Annotated in this window: 17 protein-coding genes; 10 read left to right on the top strand and 7 right to left on the bottom strand. The window is 60.9% G+C overall.

Annotation, left to right across the window (positions count from 1 at the left end; translation table 11 throughout):
- Nucleotides 1-60 precede the first annotated feature (60 nt).
- Nucleotides 61-1,503, top strand: a complete 1,443-nt coding sequence (locus BQ4436_RS07720; protein WP_255366164.1) for a DHA2 family efflux MFS transporter permease subunit — start codon at nucleotides 61-63, stop codon at nucleotides 1,501-1,503.
- On the opposite strand, the gene BQ4436_RS07715 is transcribed toward BQ4436_RS07720, so the two are convergent.
- Complete coding sequence (locus BQ4436_RS07715; RefSeq protein WP_070976225.1) at nucleotides 1,500-1,919, bottom strand: GNAT family N-acetyltransferase; 420 nt, start codon at nucleotides 1,917-1,919, stop codon at nucleotides 1,500-1,502. The two genes, BQ4436_RS07720 and BQ4436_RS07715, sit on opposite strands and share 4 nt — an antisense overlap.
- A 37-nt stretch (nucleotides 1,920-1,956) precedes the next feature.
- On the opposite strand from BQ4436_RS07715, the gene BQ4436_RS07710 reads away from it, so the two are divergent.
- Both BQ4436_RS07710 and BQ4436_RS07705 read left to right on the top strand, forming a co-directional pair.
- A complete protein-coding gene (locus tag BQ4436_RS07710; RefSeq protein WP_070976223.1) occupies nucleotides 1,957-2,754 on the top strand; it encodes a spermidine synthase in 798 nt (265 codons plus the stop codon).
- A 96-nt stretch (nucleotides 2,755-2,850) separates the two neighbouring features.
- On the top strand, nucleotides 2,851-3,909 hold the full coding sequence (locus BQ4436_RS07705) for an FUSC family protein (protein WP_143000856.1): 1,059 nt from the start codon (nucleotides 2,851-2,853) through the stop codon (nucleotides 3,907-3,909).
- 3 nt (nucleotides 3,910-3,912) lie between these two features.
- Here BQ4436_RS07705 and BQ4436_RS07700 read toward each other — a convergent pair whose 3' ends face one another.
- Nucleotides 3,913-4,410 carry a 2'-5' RNA ligase family protein gene (locus tag BQ4436_RS07700; protein ID WP_070976220.1) on the bottom strand — a complete coding sequence of 166 codons (498 nt, stop codon included), beginning with the start codon at nucleotides 4,408-4,410 and terminating at the stop codon, nucleotides 3,913-3,915.
- 6 nt (nucleotides 4,411-4,416) lie between these two features.
- Nucleotides 4,417-4,758: a hypothetical protein gene (locus BQ4436_RS12055; RefSeq protein WP_143000855.1), complete on the bottom strand. Its 342-nt coding sequence runs from the start codon at nucleotides 4,756-4,758 to the stop codon at nucleotides 4,417-4,419.
- Nucleotides 4,759-4,904: 146 nt separating this feature from the next.
- Here BQ4436_RS12055 and BQ4436_RS07690 point away from each other — a divergent pair, with 146 nt between their 5' ends.
- The 4 genes from BQ4436_RS07690 to BQ4436_RS07675 all read left to right on the top strand — a co-directional run bounded on the left by BQ4436_RS07690 (nucleotide 4,905) and on the right by BQ4436_RS07675 (nucleotide 9,389).
- A complete protein-coding gene (locus BQ4436_RS07690; protein WP_083329498.1) occupies nucleotides 4,905-6,395 on the top strand; it encodes an HNH endonuclease signature motif containing protein in 1,491 nt (496 codons plus the stop codon).
- Nucleotides 6,396-6,405: 10 nt separating this feature from the next.
- Complete coding sequence (locus BQ4436_RS07685) at nucleotides 6,406-6,954, top strand: DUF488 domain-containing protein (protein WP_070976217.1); 549 nt, start codon at nucleotides 6,406-6,408, stop codon at nucleotides 6,952-6,954.
- A 186-nt stretch (nucleotides 6,955-7,140) separates the two neighbouring features.
- Nucleotides 7,141-7,500 (top strand): Cd(II)/Pb(II)-sensing metalloregulatory transcriptional regulator CmtR, encoded by a 360-nt coding sequence (locus BQ4436_RS07680; RefSeq protein ID WP_070362728.1) that lies wholly within the window; start codon nucleotides 7,141-7,143, stop codon nucleotides 7,498-7,500.
- Nucleotides 7,497-9,389: a heavy metal translocating P-type ATPase gene (locus BQ4436_RS07675; protein ID WP_070479384.1), complete on the top strand. Its 1,893-nt coding sequence runs from the start codon at nucleotides 7,497-7,499 to the stop codon at nucleotides 9,387-9,389. Before BQ4436_RS07680 ends, BQ4436_RS07675 begins: the two co-directional genes overlap by 4 nt.
- 78 nt (nucleotides 9,390-9,467) lie before the next feature.
- Here BQ4436_RS07675 and BQ4436_RS07670 read toward each other — a convergent pair whose 3' ends face one another.
- Complete coding sequence (locus BQ4436_RS07670; RefSeq protein ID WP_070976216.1) at nucleotides 9,468-10,448, bottom strand: NAD(P)-binding domain-containing protein; 981 nt, start codon at nucleotides 10,446-10,448, stop codon at nucleotides 9,468-9,470.
- 436 nt (nucleotides 10,449-10,884) lie between these two features.
- Nucleotides 10,885-11,502 (bottom strand): TipAS antibiotic-recognition domain-containing protein, encoded by a 618-nt coding sequence (locus tag BQ4436_RS07665; protein ID WP_255366163.1) that lies wholly within the window; start codon nucleotides 11,500-11,502, stop codon nucleotides 10,885-10,887.
- A gap of 207 nt (nucleotides 11,503-11,709) precedes the next feature.
- Between BQ4436_RS07665 and BQ4436_RS07660 the strand changes: the two genes are divergently transcribed.
- From BQ4436_RS07660 to arfB, 3 genes are all read left to right on the top strand, one after another.
- Nucleotides 11,710-12,204, top strand: a complete 495-nt coding sequence (locus tag BQ4436_RS07660) for a DUF1707 SHOCT-like domain-containing protein (RefSeq protein ID WP_070976214.1) — start codon at nucleotides 11,710-11,712, stop codon at nucleotides 12,202-12,204.
- A 465-nt stretch (nucleotides 12,205-12,669) separates the two neighbouring features.
- The gene (locus BQ4436_RS12555; protein ID WP_255366162.1) at nucleotides 12,670-12,834 is read left to right on the top strand and encodes a hypothetical protein; all 165 of its coding nucleotides are present in this window, start codon (nucleotides 12,670-12,672) and stop codon (nucleotides 12,832-12,834) included.
- Between the two features lie 312 nt (nucleotides 12,835-13,146).
- Entirely contained in the window at nucleotides 13,147-13,590 is a 444-nt protein-coding gene (gene arfB, locus BQ4436_RS07650; protein ID WP_070976455.1) for an alternative ribosome rescue aminoacyl-tRNA hydrolase ArfB, read from the top strand.
- Between the two features lie 54 nt (nucleotides 13,591-13,644).
- Here the strand turns inward: arfB and BQ4436_RS07645 are convergent, their stop codons facing one another.
- Together BQ4436_RS07645 and BQ4436_RS07640 are read right to left on the bottom strand one after the other, a co-directional pair.
- Nucleotides 13,645-13,905, bottom strand: a complete 261-nt coding sequence (locus BQ4436_RS07645) for a HigA family addiction module antitoxin (protein WP_070976454.1) — start codon at nucleotides 13,903-13,905, stop codon at nucleotides 13,645-13,647.
- Between the two features lie 34 nt (nucleotides 13,906-13,939).
- Nucleotides 13,940-14,221 (bottom strand): type II toxin-antitoxin system RelE/ParE family toxin, encoded by a 282-nt coding sequence (locus tag BQ4436_RS07640; protein WP_070976212.1) that lies wholly within the window; start codon nucleotides 14,219-14,221, stop codon nucleotides 13,940-13,942.
- Nucleotides 14,222-14,283 lie beyond the last annotated feature (62 nt).

Raw genomic sequence — 14,283 nt, 5'->3', positions numbered from 1 at the left:
GGTGCCATCATATGCCCTATGCTCTTTCGCCACTGGCGACCACCCGGTAGAGTCAGTGCGATGGAGACTCCCCGCAGCACAGGGCCCTGGGCGGCGTTGTGGTCGATGATGGTCGGGTTTTTCGTGATTCTGGTGGACTCAACGATCGTTGCCGTCGCTATTCCTGCGATTTCCACCGCGTTTAACGCCACCTACAGCCAGATTATCTGGGTGAACAGTTCGTACTTGCTGGCGTACGCGGTGCCGCTGCTGATTACGGGGCGGCTCGGAGACAGGATCGGACCGCGGACCGTGTACCTGTGTGGCTTGAGCCTGTTCACGGTCGCCTCGCTGGCGTGCGGCTTGGCAACCTCAATCGAGGCACTGATTCTTGCCCGGGCTGTGCAGGGCTTTGGCGGTGCCCTAGTGACACCGCAGACGATGTCGGTGATGCTGCGCACGTTCGCACCGCAGCAGCGGGGTGGCGCCATGGGCGTCTGGGGCGCAACGGCAGGGGTAGCGACAATCGTTGGGCCGCTGCTCGGCGGCCTCCTCGTCGACGCCTGGGGCTGGGCGTGGATCTTCATCATCAACGTCCCGGTGGGCATTGTTGGCATCGCATTGGCGTGGGTCTTCGTGCCGAGGCTCGAGCAAAATGCACGGACGTTTGACTGGGTTGGCGTCGCTCTGTCGGCTTCGGGCATGTTCTGCCTGGTGTTCGGCATCCAGGAAGGACAGACATTTTCGTGGAGCTTCGCCATCGTTGCACTCATTTGCGCCGGCGCCGTGTTGCTGTCGCTCTTCGTATGGTGGCAAGCGAAAACCACCCGGGATCCATTGGTGCCGTTGGAGCTGTTTTCTGACCGAAACTTTTCCCTCGCCTGCGTAGCAATTTCTACGGTTGGGTTTGCAATCTCCACCTACGTCATTCCGTGGATGATCTACGTGCAAAACGTGCAACACTACTCGCCAACCCAAGCAGCGCTGCTCCTGCTTCCCGCGGGATTGATTTCTGGATGCTTCTCGCCTTGGGTCGGCAAGCTCACCAACACGCATCAGCCCAAGCCGTTCGCGATCGCAGGGCTCTCGCTCGTCGCGGTCGCGATTGGTGCCGCGGCCTTCATTACCGACCCGAGTGTCTCCCCAATGTGGTTACTCGTGGTCTCCGTGATCAACGGGTTTGGCAACTCCATGGTGTGGGGGCCATTGTCCATGATCGCGACACGAAACCTCGATCCCCGCCTGGCCGGGGCGGGTTCCAGCGTGTATAACACCGTGCGACAGCTCGGCGCGGTCATTGGCTCGGCGGGGATCGCGGCAATGATGTCGCAGCAGCTCACGCGCCAGCTCGGGCCAGCAGCTGCCGACTTTTCCGGCGGCGGGAGCGCCCAAGCGCTCCCCGACGTGCTTCACCAACCATTCGCGCAGGCGATGTCCACGTCTATGCTTCTGCCGTTGAGCGTCGTCATCGTTGGCGTACTTGTTTCCACCAGGTTTGTGCGCACCCAGTCTTGGAACGATTAATCTTCCAGGGAAATCATGTACACAGGTGGCTCAATCTTGAAGTAGCCGAGGTGCTCCCAGAAAGCACGCCCTGCGTCGTTGCCTTCTGCCACCATCAGGTGCACTGCTGGGGCTTTACGTTCGCGCAGCCATTGCACGCAACCGTCGGAAAGCAAGCGCCCCACGCCGCCTCCCCGAGCGCTAGGGCGCACTCCTGTCATGTGAATCCACCCGCGGTGGCCGTCGAAACCTACGATGGTCGCGCCGTCGACGACACCTTGGGGCGACTCCGCTACGAGTACTGTGCTGCCGGGGCTTTCCATCGCAAGATCGAAGTCAGTCGGCGGGTCATTCCATTCCTGGGTAATGCCAGATTCGTCCCAAACATCCACGACCGCCTGGCGGTCCTCAGGGCGGGCTTCACGCAATGTGTACATAACAGGTAAGAATAAACGCTGAAAGGTAGAGCATGAAATGCGACGTAAACCCCGCACCCCAAAGAAATCCATTACGGGAACATTCCCCGTAGACACCGGCAGAGCGACCATCATCGCCGACAAACTTCGCGACGGCGGCTACACCCTCGAACTCAACCGCGTCCCCAGCTCCTACGTTGTACTCGGTGCGCCGGAGGTGCTCACCTTCGACTACATGCAGTGGATCACGGGATTCATCCGCCCCGGCGACACCGTGCCCTCAGACTTCCGGGCAGTACATCTCGGCGGGGCCGCGTGCACCCTGCCTGCGCATTTCGCGCACCGCTACCCCGAAAGCCATCAAACGGCGGTGGAGATCGACCGCAAGCTTGCGCAGCTCGTGCGTTGGGCCTTTCACGAAAACGTCGAGCCTGTCACGATTCGCTGCGCAGAAGCACGCGCGTTCACTCATGCCTGCCAACCACGCAGCCTCGACGTCATCATTCGTGACGTCTTCAGCGGCCCCGACACTCCACGCCCACTGACCACCGTCGAGTTTTTCCGCGCGTGCACCGTGGCACTGCGCCCGGGAGGCATCTACATCGCGAACATCGGCGATAGGCAGCAGCTTCCCAACACCCGAGCCGAAATAGCCGGGCTCCTCGAGGTCTTCCCCCACACCGCGGTTGTCGCACCACCAGCGATGCTCGACGGCCACGAGTACGGCAACGTCATCGTCGCCGCGAGCAACGCCCCCTTAGTTTTCGACGCCACCACCGCCCCCACCGTGGCCGTGAAAGATGGCGCGACAATGCTCGTCGATACTTCCGATCGCCGCCTTGCCCGGCGCGACTAACGTTTGCGTCCGCATCGGACAGACTGAGCGTTTTTGGGGCTCGCAGCAGAGGACTAAGGTAACCATTTTGTCACGTCTGGGAGAAAGGGCTGATCTTTGAACCATTTTCGCGCCATGTTCACGATGGCACCCGCACGCCGGGACCATATCCCTGCCTTCCGCACAGCCGCCGGAGTAGCCATCCCACTCCTACTCCTGCTCTGGATCGGCCGCTTCGACCTTGCCATCTACGCCAACTTCGGCGCGTTTACGGGTGTTTATGGACGCCATGAAACCCGACAGGATAGGGCACGCCACCAGCTCCTTGCAGGTACCGCCATCGTGGTCGCGATCGCAATCGGCGCGACAATGTCTTGGACCCACGCAAACCAGTGGCTCATTATGATGATCTCCGCCATCGCGTCCTCCGTGTGGGCGACCATCGCACTGTGGTCAGGCACACGCCCAACCGGGTCCGTATTCGTACTCTTCGCAATCGCCGCGGTAGGTTCCCTCGCCCACCCCGCACACCCGCTGATCGCGACAACGGTAGCTGCGGCGACTGCGGGACTGTGTTTTGCACTCGGGAAGGTATCGCACCTCATTGGCGAAGGCCCCAACGTGCGAGAACCACGAGGGGAAGAAGTGGGCGTCGATAAGCAGGCGCTGAAGCGAGAGGCAACGCGATTCTTCCTCGCTCCCCTGCTCGCTGGAACGATCGGCATCATCTCAGTCGCTCTCATTGACCCGCTGTCGCACTTCTACTGGGCGATGGTCGCTGCGGTAGTACCGCTGGTCAACAACCGCTACCGAGTGCAGTACTTCCGGGCGCTGCAGCGCATGCTCGGTACCCTTTCCGGCATTCTCGTCGCCGGGTTCCTCCTGTCGCATCACATGCAGGAATGGCAGTTCGTGATATGGATCATCATCCTGCAGTTCTTGACAGAAACCTATGTCACCCGCAACTACACACTGGCAGCAAGCTTCATCACCCCGACCGCCCTATTGATGATCCAAGCCGTCGAACCTGCCCCCGTCGCGCCAATGCTCCTTGCGCGCAGTGCGGAAACCATCCTTGGCGCAGCGTCAGCGCTCGTAATTATCGCCATCGGGTACACGAAAACGAATCCGCACCTGGTGCGCCAACGCTTCAAGGTTGCCGCACCGAAAGCCTAAGCACTAAACCTCAAACCGGTACTCGGAGCCATACCGCGGCTGGTACAGCGCCGCATACTCCACATCAACAGCCCTGAAGTGTGGCGATGTCACTTCCGCGAGCGCCTGGATGTAGTCTCCTACGATTGCTTTCGGCAGGCGTAGACCCATCGTCAGATGCGGTATCCACCGAGCACCACGGCCATCGGGATTGAGTTCGCTGAGTTCCCGTGCTGCCCGCTCGAGCTCGTCCGAGCCTTGCAGCAGCCACGCCACCGTCTGCTTCGACTTCGTCCCGAACAGCACCGTGCCTACCCTGTCCAGACGCGCAGGCAATAACTGGGGCAGGAGTTCCCCTGCTCGGGCGATCACCTTTCGAGCCATCTGAGGAGCGAACGTCACTGACACGTGCGGGCGCTGCTGCTGAACGGGAAATCCGCGCTGCGCCAGCTCCTCATAAATCTTGCGAATCTCCTGCTCCTGCGTCTTCGGCAAGCGCAGCAAAATGTTCTCCGGGGACATACGACCTCACTCGTTGATGTCTTTCAGGTCCACGATAACGTCGGGGTTGCCGAACGCCTTGCGGACACGCTCGAGGGCATCGGGAAGGCTCAGCCCGTCGGCGGCAGCGCTTAAGATCACGTCTTGTAGGTCGCCTCCTCGGCCCCAATCTTTGTAGTCATCAAACCCATATCCAGTGCCGGTGAGCACTTTGTCATCGTTGAGCTTCAGCGCCATGACACCGTTTCCAACCCGCCACATCCACCCCGTCCCTAGGCAAGGCTCACTGGTTTTCGCTTTGCAACATGGCGTCGGAATCATCTCGAGACCCATGTACCGGTAGCGATCATCACTGTCATTGCTTGCCATGTTCGTCGAGCGCCTCCACCCTCAAGTGATTGTCTGCCACGTCTCAACGTACCAAACCGCCAGAAAGTTCGTTCATTTGTTCGAATCGTGCCGATCTGTGTCGGCGGGGGTTGATAGGGTGAGAGCAACTCACGAAAAGAGGGGGCATGACCAGCACAATCACCCGATGCGTCAACGATATTTCGGCAGCGCTGCGCACGTTAAGTGAGCTTTTCGCCGACCCCTCCGCCCTCACATTCAGTGATATCCGGCACGAAATGGAACGCCTCGAGGAGCAATTCAAAAAGAAGGCAACTATCGACGCCGCGTTCGCCTTCATCGCCGAGCGCGAAGAAGCTGGCCGAATTGTCGGCGCTAACTACCCCAACGCGTACCTCCAGCAGTGCCTCGACCTGTCAAAGGGCGAAGCCTACAACCGCCTTGAACGCGGCCGACTCCTCTTCGGCCAGCCGCCAGCACCTAGCATTCCCCCGGCCAGCGAGGAAAGCACCGAGGAGCTTTTCGCTCGCACCCATGAAGTGGAGCAGCAGCAGGCAACTGCCAGAAGAACGTCTTCCCAGGTTAGTGCAGAGAAGCAAAACATCATCCGGCGCGAACTCGACAAGTTGCTCAAAGCTGGCGTGGACGAACGCACCCGCATCTACTCCGCAGCCATGACCGAGGGCTTACGTCGCAACCCCGAAGACCTCCGGCAGTTCGTTCGCCGCGCAGTCAGCGACGTCAACCGGAAACACGCCCCACATACCAACCCTAATGCCGGGTATGAAAATCGTGGCATGTCCATTGGTCGTCGCAAATCGGATGGCACTGTAGACATCTACATCAACGCTACGGCTGGAGATGCCGCCCTGATCAAAGCGCACACAGACAAGGGCCTCGCGCCAAACTCCAACCTTCCAGCAGCGATGCACGACGAAGTGGACTCCCGCACCCGGCAGCAACGTCGGTTCGACCAGTTCTTCGCCATTTTCAAACAACACGAGCAATCGCACCAGAAGGCGAACGGCGGCGCTGCCTCGGTGGTCATTGCACTTACTCTCGACGACCTCGCCGACGGCGATGCTTCCATGCTTTACGGCACCAACACCGGCATCGAAGTCGACTGTTTCGATCTTGTACGCCTCGGCATGGACGGAACTACAGACTTCCTCCTCCAAGTGGACGGCGTCACCTCAGTACCACTGTGGATGGGGAGAACCACCCGGCTCGCATCGGTCGAACAGCGAATCGCAATGTTCGCCATCCAAGGAGTATGCTCCTGGCTCGGCTGCACCACCCCTATGTCAGAATGTGAGGCACATCATATCCTCGCCTGGATAAAGGGCGGACACACCGATATCGAAAACCTCACTGGTCTTTGCCGCGAGCACCACAGATACAACAACGACAACAGAGACGGCTCCTTTAACAAGGGCTACATGGATTTCGACCCGCAAACAGGCAAAGCGGGATACCGAAAGCACCCGTCCGATCCAATGAAATTCAACCAATCGGTGCCTGCGAAACACTCGGCAGTCAGCAGAATCTACGCCGCAAAAGGCAGGTGCAACTGCGTACGGACCGGAGAGCGTGACCCCGCCTTGTATCCGCCAGGCCTCTCACCTCCCGTTACGGCTCCACTATCTCAAAGCGCCTAGGGTCGGAGGCATGAAGATCTTTACCGTCGGCCATTCAAACCTCGAGTTTGACCAATTCGTGGGCATGCTCGAGGCTTCCGGCGTGCGTGCAGTCGTGGACGTGCGCAAGCTTCCCGGCTCCAGGAAGTACCCCTGGTTCAACGACGATCAACTTGCCCAACACTTACCTGGGCACGGCATCGAATACTCCCGAAACGAAGGGCTCACCGGGCGGCGCAACGTGTCCAAAACAGTCCCCTTCGAGGTGAACGGCAACTGGCGCAACCGAAGCTTTCACAACTACGCGGACCACGCCCTTGGCGACGAATTCGCACAGTCACTCCAAGCGCTCAGGGAACAAGCCAGGACATACCCAACAGTAATCATGTGCTCAGAGGCAGTCTGGTGGCGTTGCCACCGACGCATCATCGCCGACCACCTCCTGGCCCACGGCGACAACGTGCAGCACATCATGGGAATGACGCAGCATGGCCCCACCCTAAGTGCAGCGAAGCTTAACGACGGAGCTGTCGTCGGCGAGGATAAGAAAGTACGCTACCCGGAGCAAGAGACCAAGTAGCACGTTTCAACTACCCACCGCTGCCCCCGTTCCCATTTCCGCAGTACGCGCCCATTTTTAGCTAGAGGGGCGCTAACCTCTCAAAAGCCTCCCAAAATGCATTGATTGAACAGGTGGCAAACTCTTCGCTTCAATGTCAGTTCAGTGCGTTTGAAATAGTTCAGTATTGACTGTATAGTTCAGCACATGCTGACTATTGCTTCGCGCCTCGATGTCATGAACCGGCTCGGCCGGGCCATGGCGGATCCGACGCGCTCCAGAATCCTGATGACCCTACTCGACGGCCCGAGCTACCCGGCTGTGCTTTCGCGCGACCTGGACTTGACCCGCTCGAACGTCTCGAACCACCTGACCTGCTTGCGTGACTGCGGCATCGTCGTCGCCGAGCCGGAGGGTCGCAAGACACGCTACGAAATCGCCGATCCGCACCTCGCGACAGCGCTCAACGCGCTAGTGAACGCGACGTTGGCTGTCGACGAGAATGCCCCGTGCATCGACCCTGAGTGCTCGGTGCCCGGCTGCGACGAGAAAGGAACGGACGCATGAGTTCAGCGTGTGGATGCGAACACGAACCAACCACGGAAATCGAAGATCTCGATCGGCCATGGTGGAAGGACCCCGAGTTGCTACTGCCGATCTTCTCCGGCGTAGCCCTCTGCATAGGTCTGGCGCTGGGCTGGTCCGGGCTAGAGGCACCCGCGACAGTACTGTTCTGGGTCGGCCTACTGTTGGGGGCGTATACGTTCGCGCCCGGCGCTACCCGGAACCTTGTCACGAAGCGCAAGCTCGGCATTGGCTTGCTGATGACAATCAGCGCGGTCGGCGCGGTAATCCTCGGTTACGTCGGAGAGGCCGCGGCGCTAGCGTTCCTGTACTCGATCGCCGAGGCGCTGGAGGACAAGGCGATGGACCGGGCCCAGAGTGGACTGCGAGCACTGTTGAAATTGGTACCACAGACCGCGACGGTGCAGCGCGACGGTACGGCGGTCGAAGTCGCAGCGAAGGACCTCGTGGTTGGCGAGCTGATGCTCGTTCGCCCCGGGGAGCGGATCGCCACGGACGGCATCATTCGTTCCGGACGCTCCAGCCTTGACACCTCAGCGATCACCGGAGAATCCATTCCGGAGGAGGTCGCACCGGGCGACGAGGTGCCCGCGGGAGCGATCAACTCCGCCGGTGTGCTGGAGGTCGAGACGACCGCAGCTGGAACTGACAACTCGCTGACCACACTCGTGGACCTGGTCGAGCAGGCACAGGCGGAAAAGGGCGACCGCGCCCGGATCGCCGACCGGATTGCCCGACCCCTAGTGCCCGGGGTGATGATCCTGGCGGTGCTGGTCGGCGTGATTGGCTCGCTGCTGGGCGACCCCGAGACGTGGATCACCCGTGCGTTGGTGGTTCTGGTCGCAGCGTCGCCGTGCGCGTTGGCAATCTCCGTGCCGCTGACGGTCGTGGCCGCGATCGGCGCGGCCAGCCAGTTCGGCGTGGTCATCAAGTCCGGCGCGGCGTTCGAGCGGCTCGGCGGCATCCGTCACCTGGCGGTGGACAAGACCGGAACCCTTACCCGCAACCAGCCCGAGGTTACCGGGGTGGTCCCGGCGGACGGATTCGATCGGGCCCAGGTGCTTTCCTTCGCAGCGGCAGTTGAGCAGCAATCGACGCACCCCCTCGCCGCGGCGATCGCGGCAGCGGCGCCCGAAGCACCCGCCGCCTCGGACATCAGCGAGGAAGCCGGTCATGGCATCGGCGGCACCGTCGAAGGTCGACGGGTGCTGGTGGGCAGCCCCCGGTGGATCGACGCCGGGCCACTGAAGGCAGACGTTGAGCGCATGGAGTCCGAAGGTCAGACCTGCGTCCTGGTCACCGTCGATGACACCCTCGCCGGAGCGATCGGGGTCCGCGACGAGCTGCGTCCCGAGGTTCCCGAAGCTGTGCAGACCCTGCACGCTAACGACGTGAAGGTGAGCATGCTCACCGGCGACAACACTCGCACCGCCCGGGCGCTAGCTGAGATCGCCGGGATCGACGATGTGCGCGCCGAGCTACGCCCAGAGGACAAGGCAAGCATCGTCGCCGAACTCTCCTCCAAGACACCGACGGCCATGATCGGCGACGGCATCAACGATGCTCCGGCACTGGCGGGCGCAACGGTGGGTATAGCGATGGGAGCGACCGGCTCTGACGCCGCGATCGAGTCCGCTGACGTCGCCTTCACCGGCCACGACCTCCGGCTGATCCCTCAGGCACTGCAACACGCCCGCCGAGGCAGCAGGATCATCAACCAGAACATCGTGCTGTCTCTGGCTATCATCATCGTGTTGATGCCGCTGGCGATCAGCGGCGTGCTGGGCTTGGCCGCCGTCGTATTGGTTCACGAGGTCGCCGAAGTCATCGTGATCTTGAACGGCCTGCGGGCTGCACAAGCGAAGCGCTGAGCCACACTTTCGTCCAGCGCGCTGGCTCCCCAACGCGGATCTTAGAAGGATCGTTCTGCTCAGGGACCAAGCGTCATCTCAAAACTTTTGATGCCGAGCTTTATCGACACGGCCCGCAACAACCTGGGCAGTGTGTTTGGCAAAAGGCCCCACACCCATCAGCGTTGCCGAGCCGTCGCCGGTCCAGTTGCCATAACCGACTAGATGCAGATTCTTCACCGCGGCTTCGCGGCCGCGCATGAGGTGGCGGAATGGACCGAGGGTTGGGCGAAAACCAGTGCACCAGATCAGGTGGTCGTGGTCCAGCTCGTTCAAGCTATCGAAGATGGGGGTAGCGGTGAGCTGACCGGAGTTGCGGAGCTCACGTAGATGAGGCAATGCGACAATGTCCCCGAGGTTCGGGTCGGCATCGCCACCGAGAATCCGGCGGCGGCTGCGGAGAAAGAGATCGCGACCATCGACATCATCAGGCATCCAGCGCGGTTGCTCACGTGTGAACCATGTGACCTCCGACGTCCCGATGAGGTCCGCGGCGATCTGAGCACCCGAGTTCGCCCCACCGACCACCGCAACTTTCGCATCGCGGAATGGTTCGGGACCAGGGTAGGTCGACGAATGCCACTGGCGTCCGTGAAAAGTGCCGGGATAGTAGGGCACGAAGGGCGCGGACCACGTGCCTGTGGCAGCGACAACGTGTTCCGCCGTGAATTGACCGGCGGTCGAATCTAGGGTGAACGTCCCTCCCTCGTGGGACGCGCTTCGAACGTGCACTGGGCGCCTCACCGGGAGGTCGTACCGTTTTTCGTAGCTTTCCAGATAGTCGATGACATGACTTGCAGGCGGGTACCCCGGGTAGTGCGGCATGGGCCAGCCGGGCAGATTGGAGAATTCCGCGGCGGAGAAAAGCGTCAATGACGGCCACGTATGCAACCACGCTCCACCAGGTTCCTCCTGGTTGTCTAGGACCAAGAAGTCCACTTCGTAGCGTCGCAGGTAGTACGACGTGGCTAGGCCGGACTGGCCACCACCGACGACGATCGCCGTATGATGCTCAGCCAATCGATCATCCCTCCAGAATCTCCCGGAAGCGCCACTCAGTGTCGTTTCTCATCGGGCTCATGCCCGCCCAGGTGTGTCTCCGCGAGTTCACCAACGCGGGAGCTTGTCAATGGTAATCAACGATCTCCACCTTAATACCCCGCGTTACACGTTGAACTTGAGCTCGACGACGTGTCGTTTGTAAATAACCATTCCGCGAAAGACAGTAGGTATATCCAGAGAAGTACCGCAGGATGCGGCCATGACGCTACCGCTCCGGGAACCTCTAGCAACTCAGGTAGCAACAGGGCACGGTGTGGTGTCTGCTGCGCGGTTTCGTAAAAATACGCAAAAAAGACGTGGTGCTCGCTGGTCATCGCATAGGCGCGACAACACTAGACCTAACCAAACCGTGACCTTTGCTCCAGCAAGAGTTGGAAGGATCACTGCTCCGTTTCTAACCCCACTGCGGGTTGCCCACGTCCACGCCTTCGGCCGCCGCGTGGGCGGTGACCAGCTCGAGCAGGTAGTCCTGCGCGCCGCCGTAGGCTTCGTGGAAGCATGCGTCGTCAACGTACATGCGCGCGAGGATGAGCTGACGAGCCGGGGACGCCTCGTACCACTGGGCGATGCTTGCGCGGTGGCGCTCCACCAGTGCTGCGGCTTCCTCAGAGCCGGGATCCACGCCGGAATCGCGTGCGGCGATCAGATCCGCGGCGAGCGCTTCCTGTTCTTCCTGCAAGCGTTTGAAGTCACCTTCGCCCATTTGAGCGAGCTTTTTCTGGGACTGCGCCCACTCCGGGGTATCACCCCAGCGCTGCTCAGCCTCCTCCTGGTAGGCGGGCATATCTTCGCCGAGGTACTTCTTCATTGCGTCCATGTCGATCGATCCTTTCGTTGCGTTGTCAATGAGGTGCTGGACCGATGTGAGTTGGGCGTCGAGCGTGCGCCGTCGAGAAGCGAGTGCTTCTTGGTGGTGTTTGAGGGCGCGGGTGCGGGCGGCTCCAGAGGCGTCGAGAAGCTGCGCGATCTGCGCAAGCGGCACGTCGACTCCACGGTAGAGGGCGATGGCCACGCCGCGCTCTAGGTCCGCCTCGCTGTAAACGCGGTGATCGGCCCACGTGCGCGCGGGTGTGATGAGGCCGAGCGCCTCTCAGTGACACAGCGCCTCGGTGGAAACGTCGAGGGCCTCCGCGGCTTCGCCGATCGTGTATTTGATACCATCTACCATGGTTACGATTGAACAGCTTACCGCAGGGGCAAGTGCAAGTTGGGAGCATTAATGGACGAAATCCGCGTGGGCGACGCCGAGCGTTCGGAAGCGCTGGACCGGCTGGGCACACTGTTCGCAGACGGTTACCTGGACGTGGGAGAGTTCGAAGAACGCACAGGTCAGGCTGCAGTTGCGCGCACGCGCGGGGAGCTTTCCATGCTTTTCGACGACCTCCCGACCGAACCGGCCTCACTGGAGAAGCGGACGCCGTCCGAGCTAGAGCTAGATGAGAAACTCTCGGCGAAGCGGAAGCTGGACACCGCGATCTACACCACCCTCATCGGCGGTTTGGCGGTATTTTTTGTGCTGCGGCTTGGGTTCGACCTGGACTACGCCTGGGTGGTGTGGCCGGTGATGGGCATGCTCGCGGTCGGTTGGTACACCGTCTTCGACATCTCCGACGAGGAGGACGAGATTCTCGAGGACTTGTTAGAGAAGGAACGTTCCGATCGTGCCGAGCGGTTGAAACTCGCCGCCGAGCGACGCAAGGAGCTTGGGAAGTAGCCGAGAATTCCTGCGCGCTCCGATTAGAATGGGAGCATACGTTTTCGTCGCGCGGTCGCGCTTGTTGTAGCTAGTTCTGTCGGGGTGGTTACGGGTTGCGCCGGAGGTGGCGTGCCGAGACCGTGGTGGTCACTTCCACGCAGTGGGTGGACCCGGATTCGGGCGCGGTTGTGGAGTCTACGGAGGTTGCAGAGCCTGGCGGGGAGGCTGAGACGTCGGCGGGTACTGCGGAGTGACGAACCCGATTCGTGCTCGCCATATCACCGCGTACGCGAACGAAATTCATGACATTATTAGTGCGTTTGCGCAGCATTTGTGGATGAGCGTGGAGGACGCAGAGCGTCTCCAGGTCCAAGGATGGCGTCAATCTGTGGTGTCGCTAGCGGGCGACACCATCGATGCCGCGAACCGCGCCCGCCAATCGGCGGTGGGTCAAGCGCAAAAGCCACCGAGAAAATTCGCGACATGAACGACGACCCGCTGCTTGCAAAGGCCGCAGAAATCGAAGCGCGACGGGAGCGGGAGGAGCAAAAAGCGCTCGAGTCGACCGGCGACGAAGATCAATCTGCGACCGAAACCCGCACAACGCGACGCGGTTTACGTTTCCGTCGAGACGAGAAGAAAGCATAGAGGTTTTCTCCACGAGATAGGTAGCAGTTATGTTCCTGAGAATCCGTTTGAGCAGCGAGGAAGCATCATTCGTAACGAAGCTTGCGCGCGCTGAGGGCGTAACTGTTTCCGAGTTTTGCCCGAGCCGTCATCGCGGAAAGAATCGAAGATCTTCAGGATCTGCAGGAACTTCGCTCAGCCGTCGAGATCGACTCCGGTAGGAAGTTCACGATGGATGAGATTTACCGGGAGATCGGTCGCTGAGACTTACGTTGGAACTGGGCTGCGGTCTGGGTTGGTTGACGCAGGACGCAAGAAGGTAGTGTGGGCGGCATGCAGAACCTGACCCTCGCGCCTGGCCCGGGGATCCCCGGTGGCCTCGTCGTCGCCGCGGCGGACCTGTCGGAGCGGTTCGCGAAGGCATCGGGCCCGGGCGGCCAAGGCGTCAACACCACCGACAGTAAGGTGCAGCTGTCCATCGACATCGCGGAATGCGCATCGCTTTCCGACGCCCAGCGTCGCCGCGCCCTCCACAACCTCGAACACCGCCTGGACGGCACGGTACTCACCGTGAGCGCATCGACGCAGCGGTCGCAGGTCCGCAACCGTGCCGAGGCGCGGGAACGCATGGCCATCTTGTTGCGCGAGGCTCTCGCCCCACCGCCTCCCCCGCGGCGGAAAACGAAGCCGACGCGCGGCTCGGTGCGGCGCCGTCTCGAAGCGAAAAAGCGGCGCTCGGAACTCAAGTCCACGCGTCGGCGGCCCCAAATTCCCTAGTTCGAACCATCCGCGTGCATATCCTCACGCTGACGGACCTGGTTCGGGTAACTGCTACGCCGAGACAGCGTGAACCGGCAGAATCCTCTCGATCTCGGCGAGGATTTTGTCTTCTGCCACATCCAGGTCGTACTGGGTCTGTAACCCGAGCCAGAACTGGGGGCTCATTCCGAAGAACTTAGCCAAGCGAAGAGCAGTGTCCGCGGTTACAGCGCGCTTACCGTGAACAATTTCGTTGATCCGGCGGGGCGGAACGCCGATGGAGACTGCGAGCTTGTGCTGGGTGATCCCCATTTCCTTGAGAAAGTCCTCCATGAGGATCTCACCGGGGTGAATCGGAGGGAGCTTGTCAGTGGTAGTCAACGATCTCAACCTCCTCTGGCCCCGCGGCGGACCACCGAAAACAGATCCGCCACTGGTCGTCGATTCGAATGCTGAACTGACCCCGCCGATCACCTTTCAACGCCTCAAGCCGGTTCCCCGGGGGAATCCGTAACTCATCAAGAGTCTGCGCGTACCCAAGCTGGCGAAGCTTGCGCAGCGCTACTGAGTGAATGCGGGAATCGATCGAGCGAACTCGCTCTCGATTCCACAGACGTTCAGTGTCCTTGTCAGCGAACGACTGGATCATGCTTCACCCTATCCCCCATAACGCGAAGCGTCAATAACGCTACACGTTAAATTTGAACTCGA

The sequence above is a fragment of the Corynebacterium sp. MC3 genome (assembly GCF_900099485.1).
GTDB lineage: Bacteria > Actinomycetota > Actinomycetes > Mycobacteriales > Mycobacteriaceae > Corynebacterium > Corynebacterium pseudogenitalium.
The sequence above is the reverse complement of the archived record's forward strand: the minus strand, read 5'-3'. Positions and strand labels throughout refer to the sequence as shown.

Coding starts and splice junctions, on each gene's coding strand:
- BQ4436_RS07710 (WP_070976223.1), top strand. CDS start 1,957: ATGCGACGTAAACCCCGCACCCCAAAGAAATCCATTACGGGAACATTC.
- BQ4436_RS07685 (WP_070976217.1), top strand. CDS start 6,406: ATGAAGATCTTTACCGTCGGCCATTCAAACCTCGAGTTTGACCAATTC.
- BQ4436_RS07690 (WP_083329498.1), top strand. CDS start 4,905: ATGACCAGCACAATCACCCGATGCGTCAACGATATTTCGGCAGCGCTG.
- BQ4436_RS07700 (WP_070976220.1), bottom strand. CDS start 4,410: ATGTCCCCGGAGAACATTTTGCTGCGCTTGCCGAAGACGCAGGAGCAG.
- BQ4436_RS07645 (WP_070976454.1), bottom strand. CDS start 13,905: ATGGAGGACTTTCTCAAGGAAATGGGGATCACCCAGCACAAGCTCGCA.
- BQ4436_RS07715 (WP_070976225.1), bottom strand. CDS start 1,919: ATGTACACATTGCGTGAAGCCCGCCCTGAGGACCGCCAGGCGGTCGTG.
- BQ4436_RS07720 (WP_255366164.1), top strand. CDS start 61: ATGGAGACTCCCCGCAGCACAGGGCCCTGGGCGGCGTTGTGGTCGATG.
- BQ4436_RS07675 (WP_070479384.1), top strand. CDS start 7,497: ATGAGTTCAGCGTGTGGATGCGAACACGAACCAACCACGGAAATCGAA.
- BQ4436_RS07640 (WP_070976212.1), bottom strand. CDS start 14,221: ATGATCCAGTCGTTCGCTGACAAGGACACTGAACGTCTGTGGAATCGA.
- arfB (WP_070976455.1), top strand. CDS start 13,147: ATGCAGAACCTGACCCTCGCGCCTGGCCCGGGGATCCCCGGTGGCCTC.
- BQ4436_RS12055 (WP_143000855.1), bottom strand. CDS start 4,758: ATGGCAAGCAATGACAGTGATGATCGCTACCGGTACATGGGTCTCGAG.
- BQ4436_RS07660 (WP_070976214.1), top strand. CDS start 11,710: ATGGACGAAATCCGCGTGGGCGACGCCGAGCGTTCGGAAGCGCTGGAC.
- BQ4436_RS07680 (WP_070362728.1), top strand. CDS start 7,141: ATGCTGACTATTGCTTCGCGCCTCGATGTCATGAACCGGCTCGGCCGG.
- BQ4436_RS12555 (WP_255366162.1), top strand. CDS start 12,670: ATGAACGACGACCCGCTGCTTGCAAAGGCCGCAGAAATCGAAGCGCGA.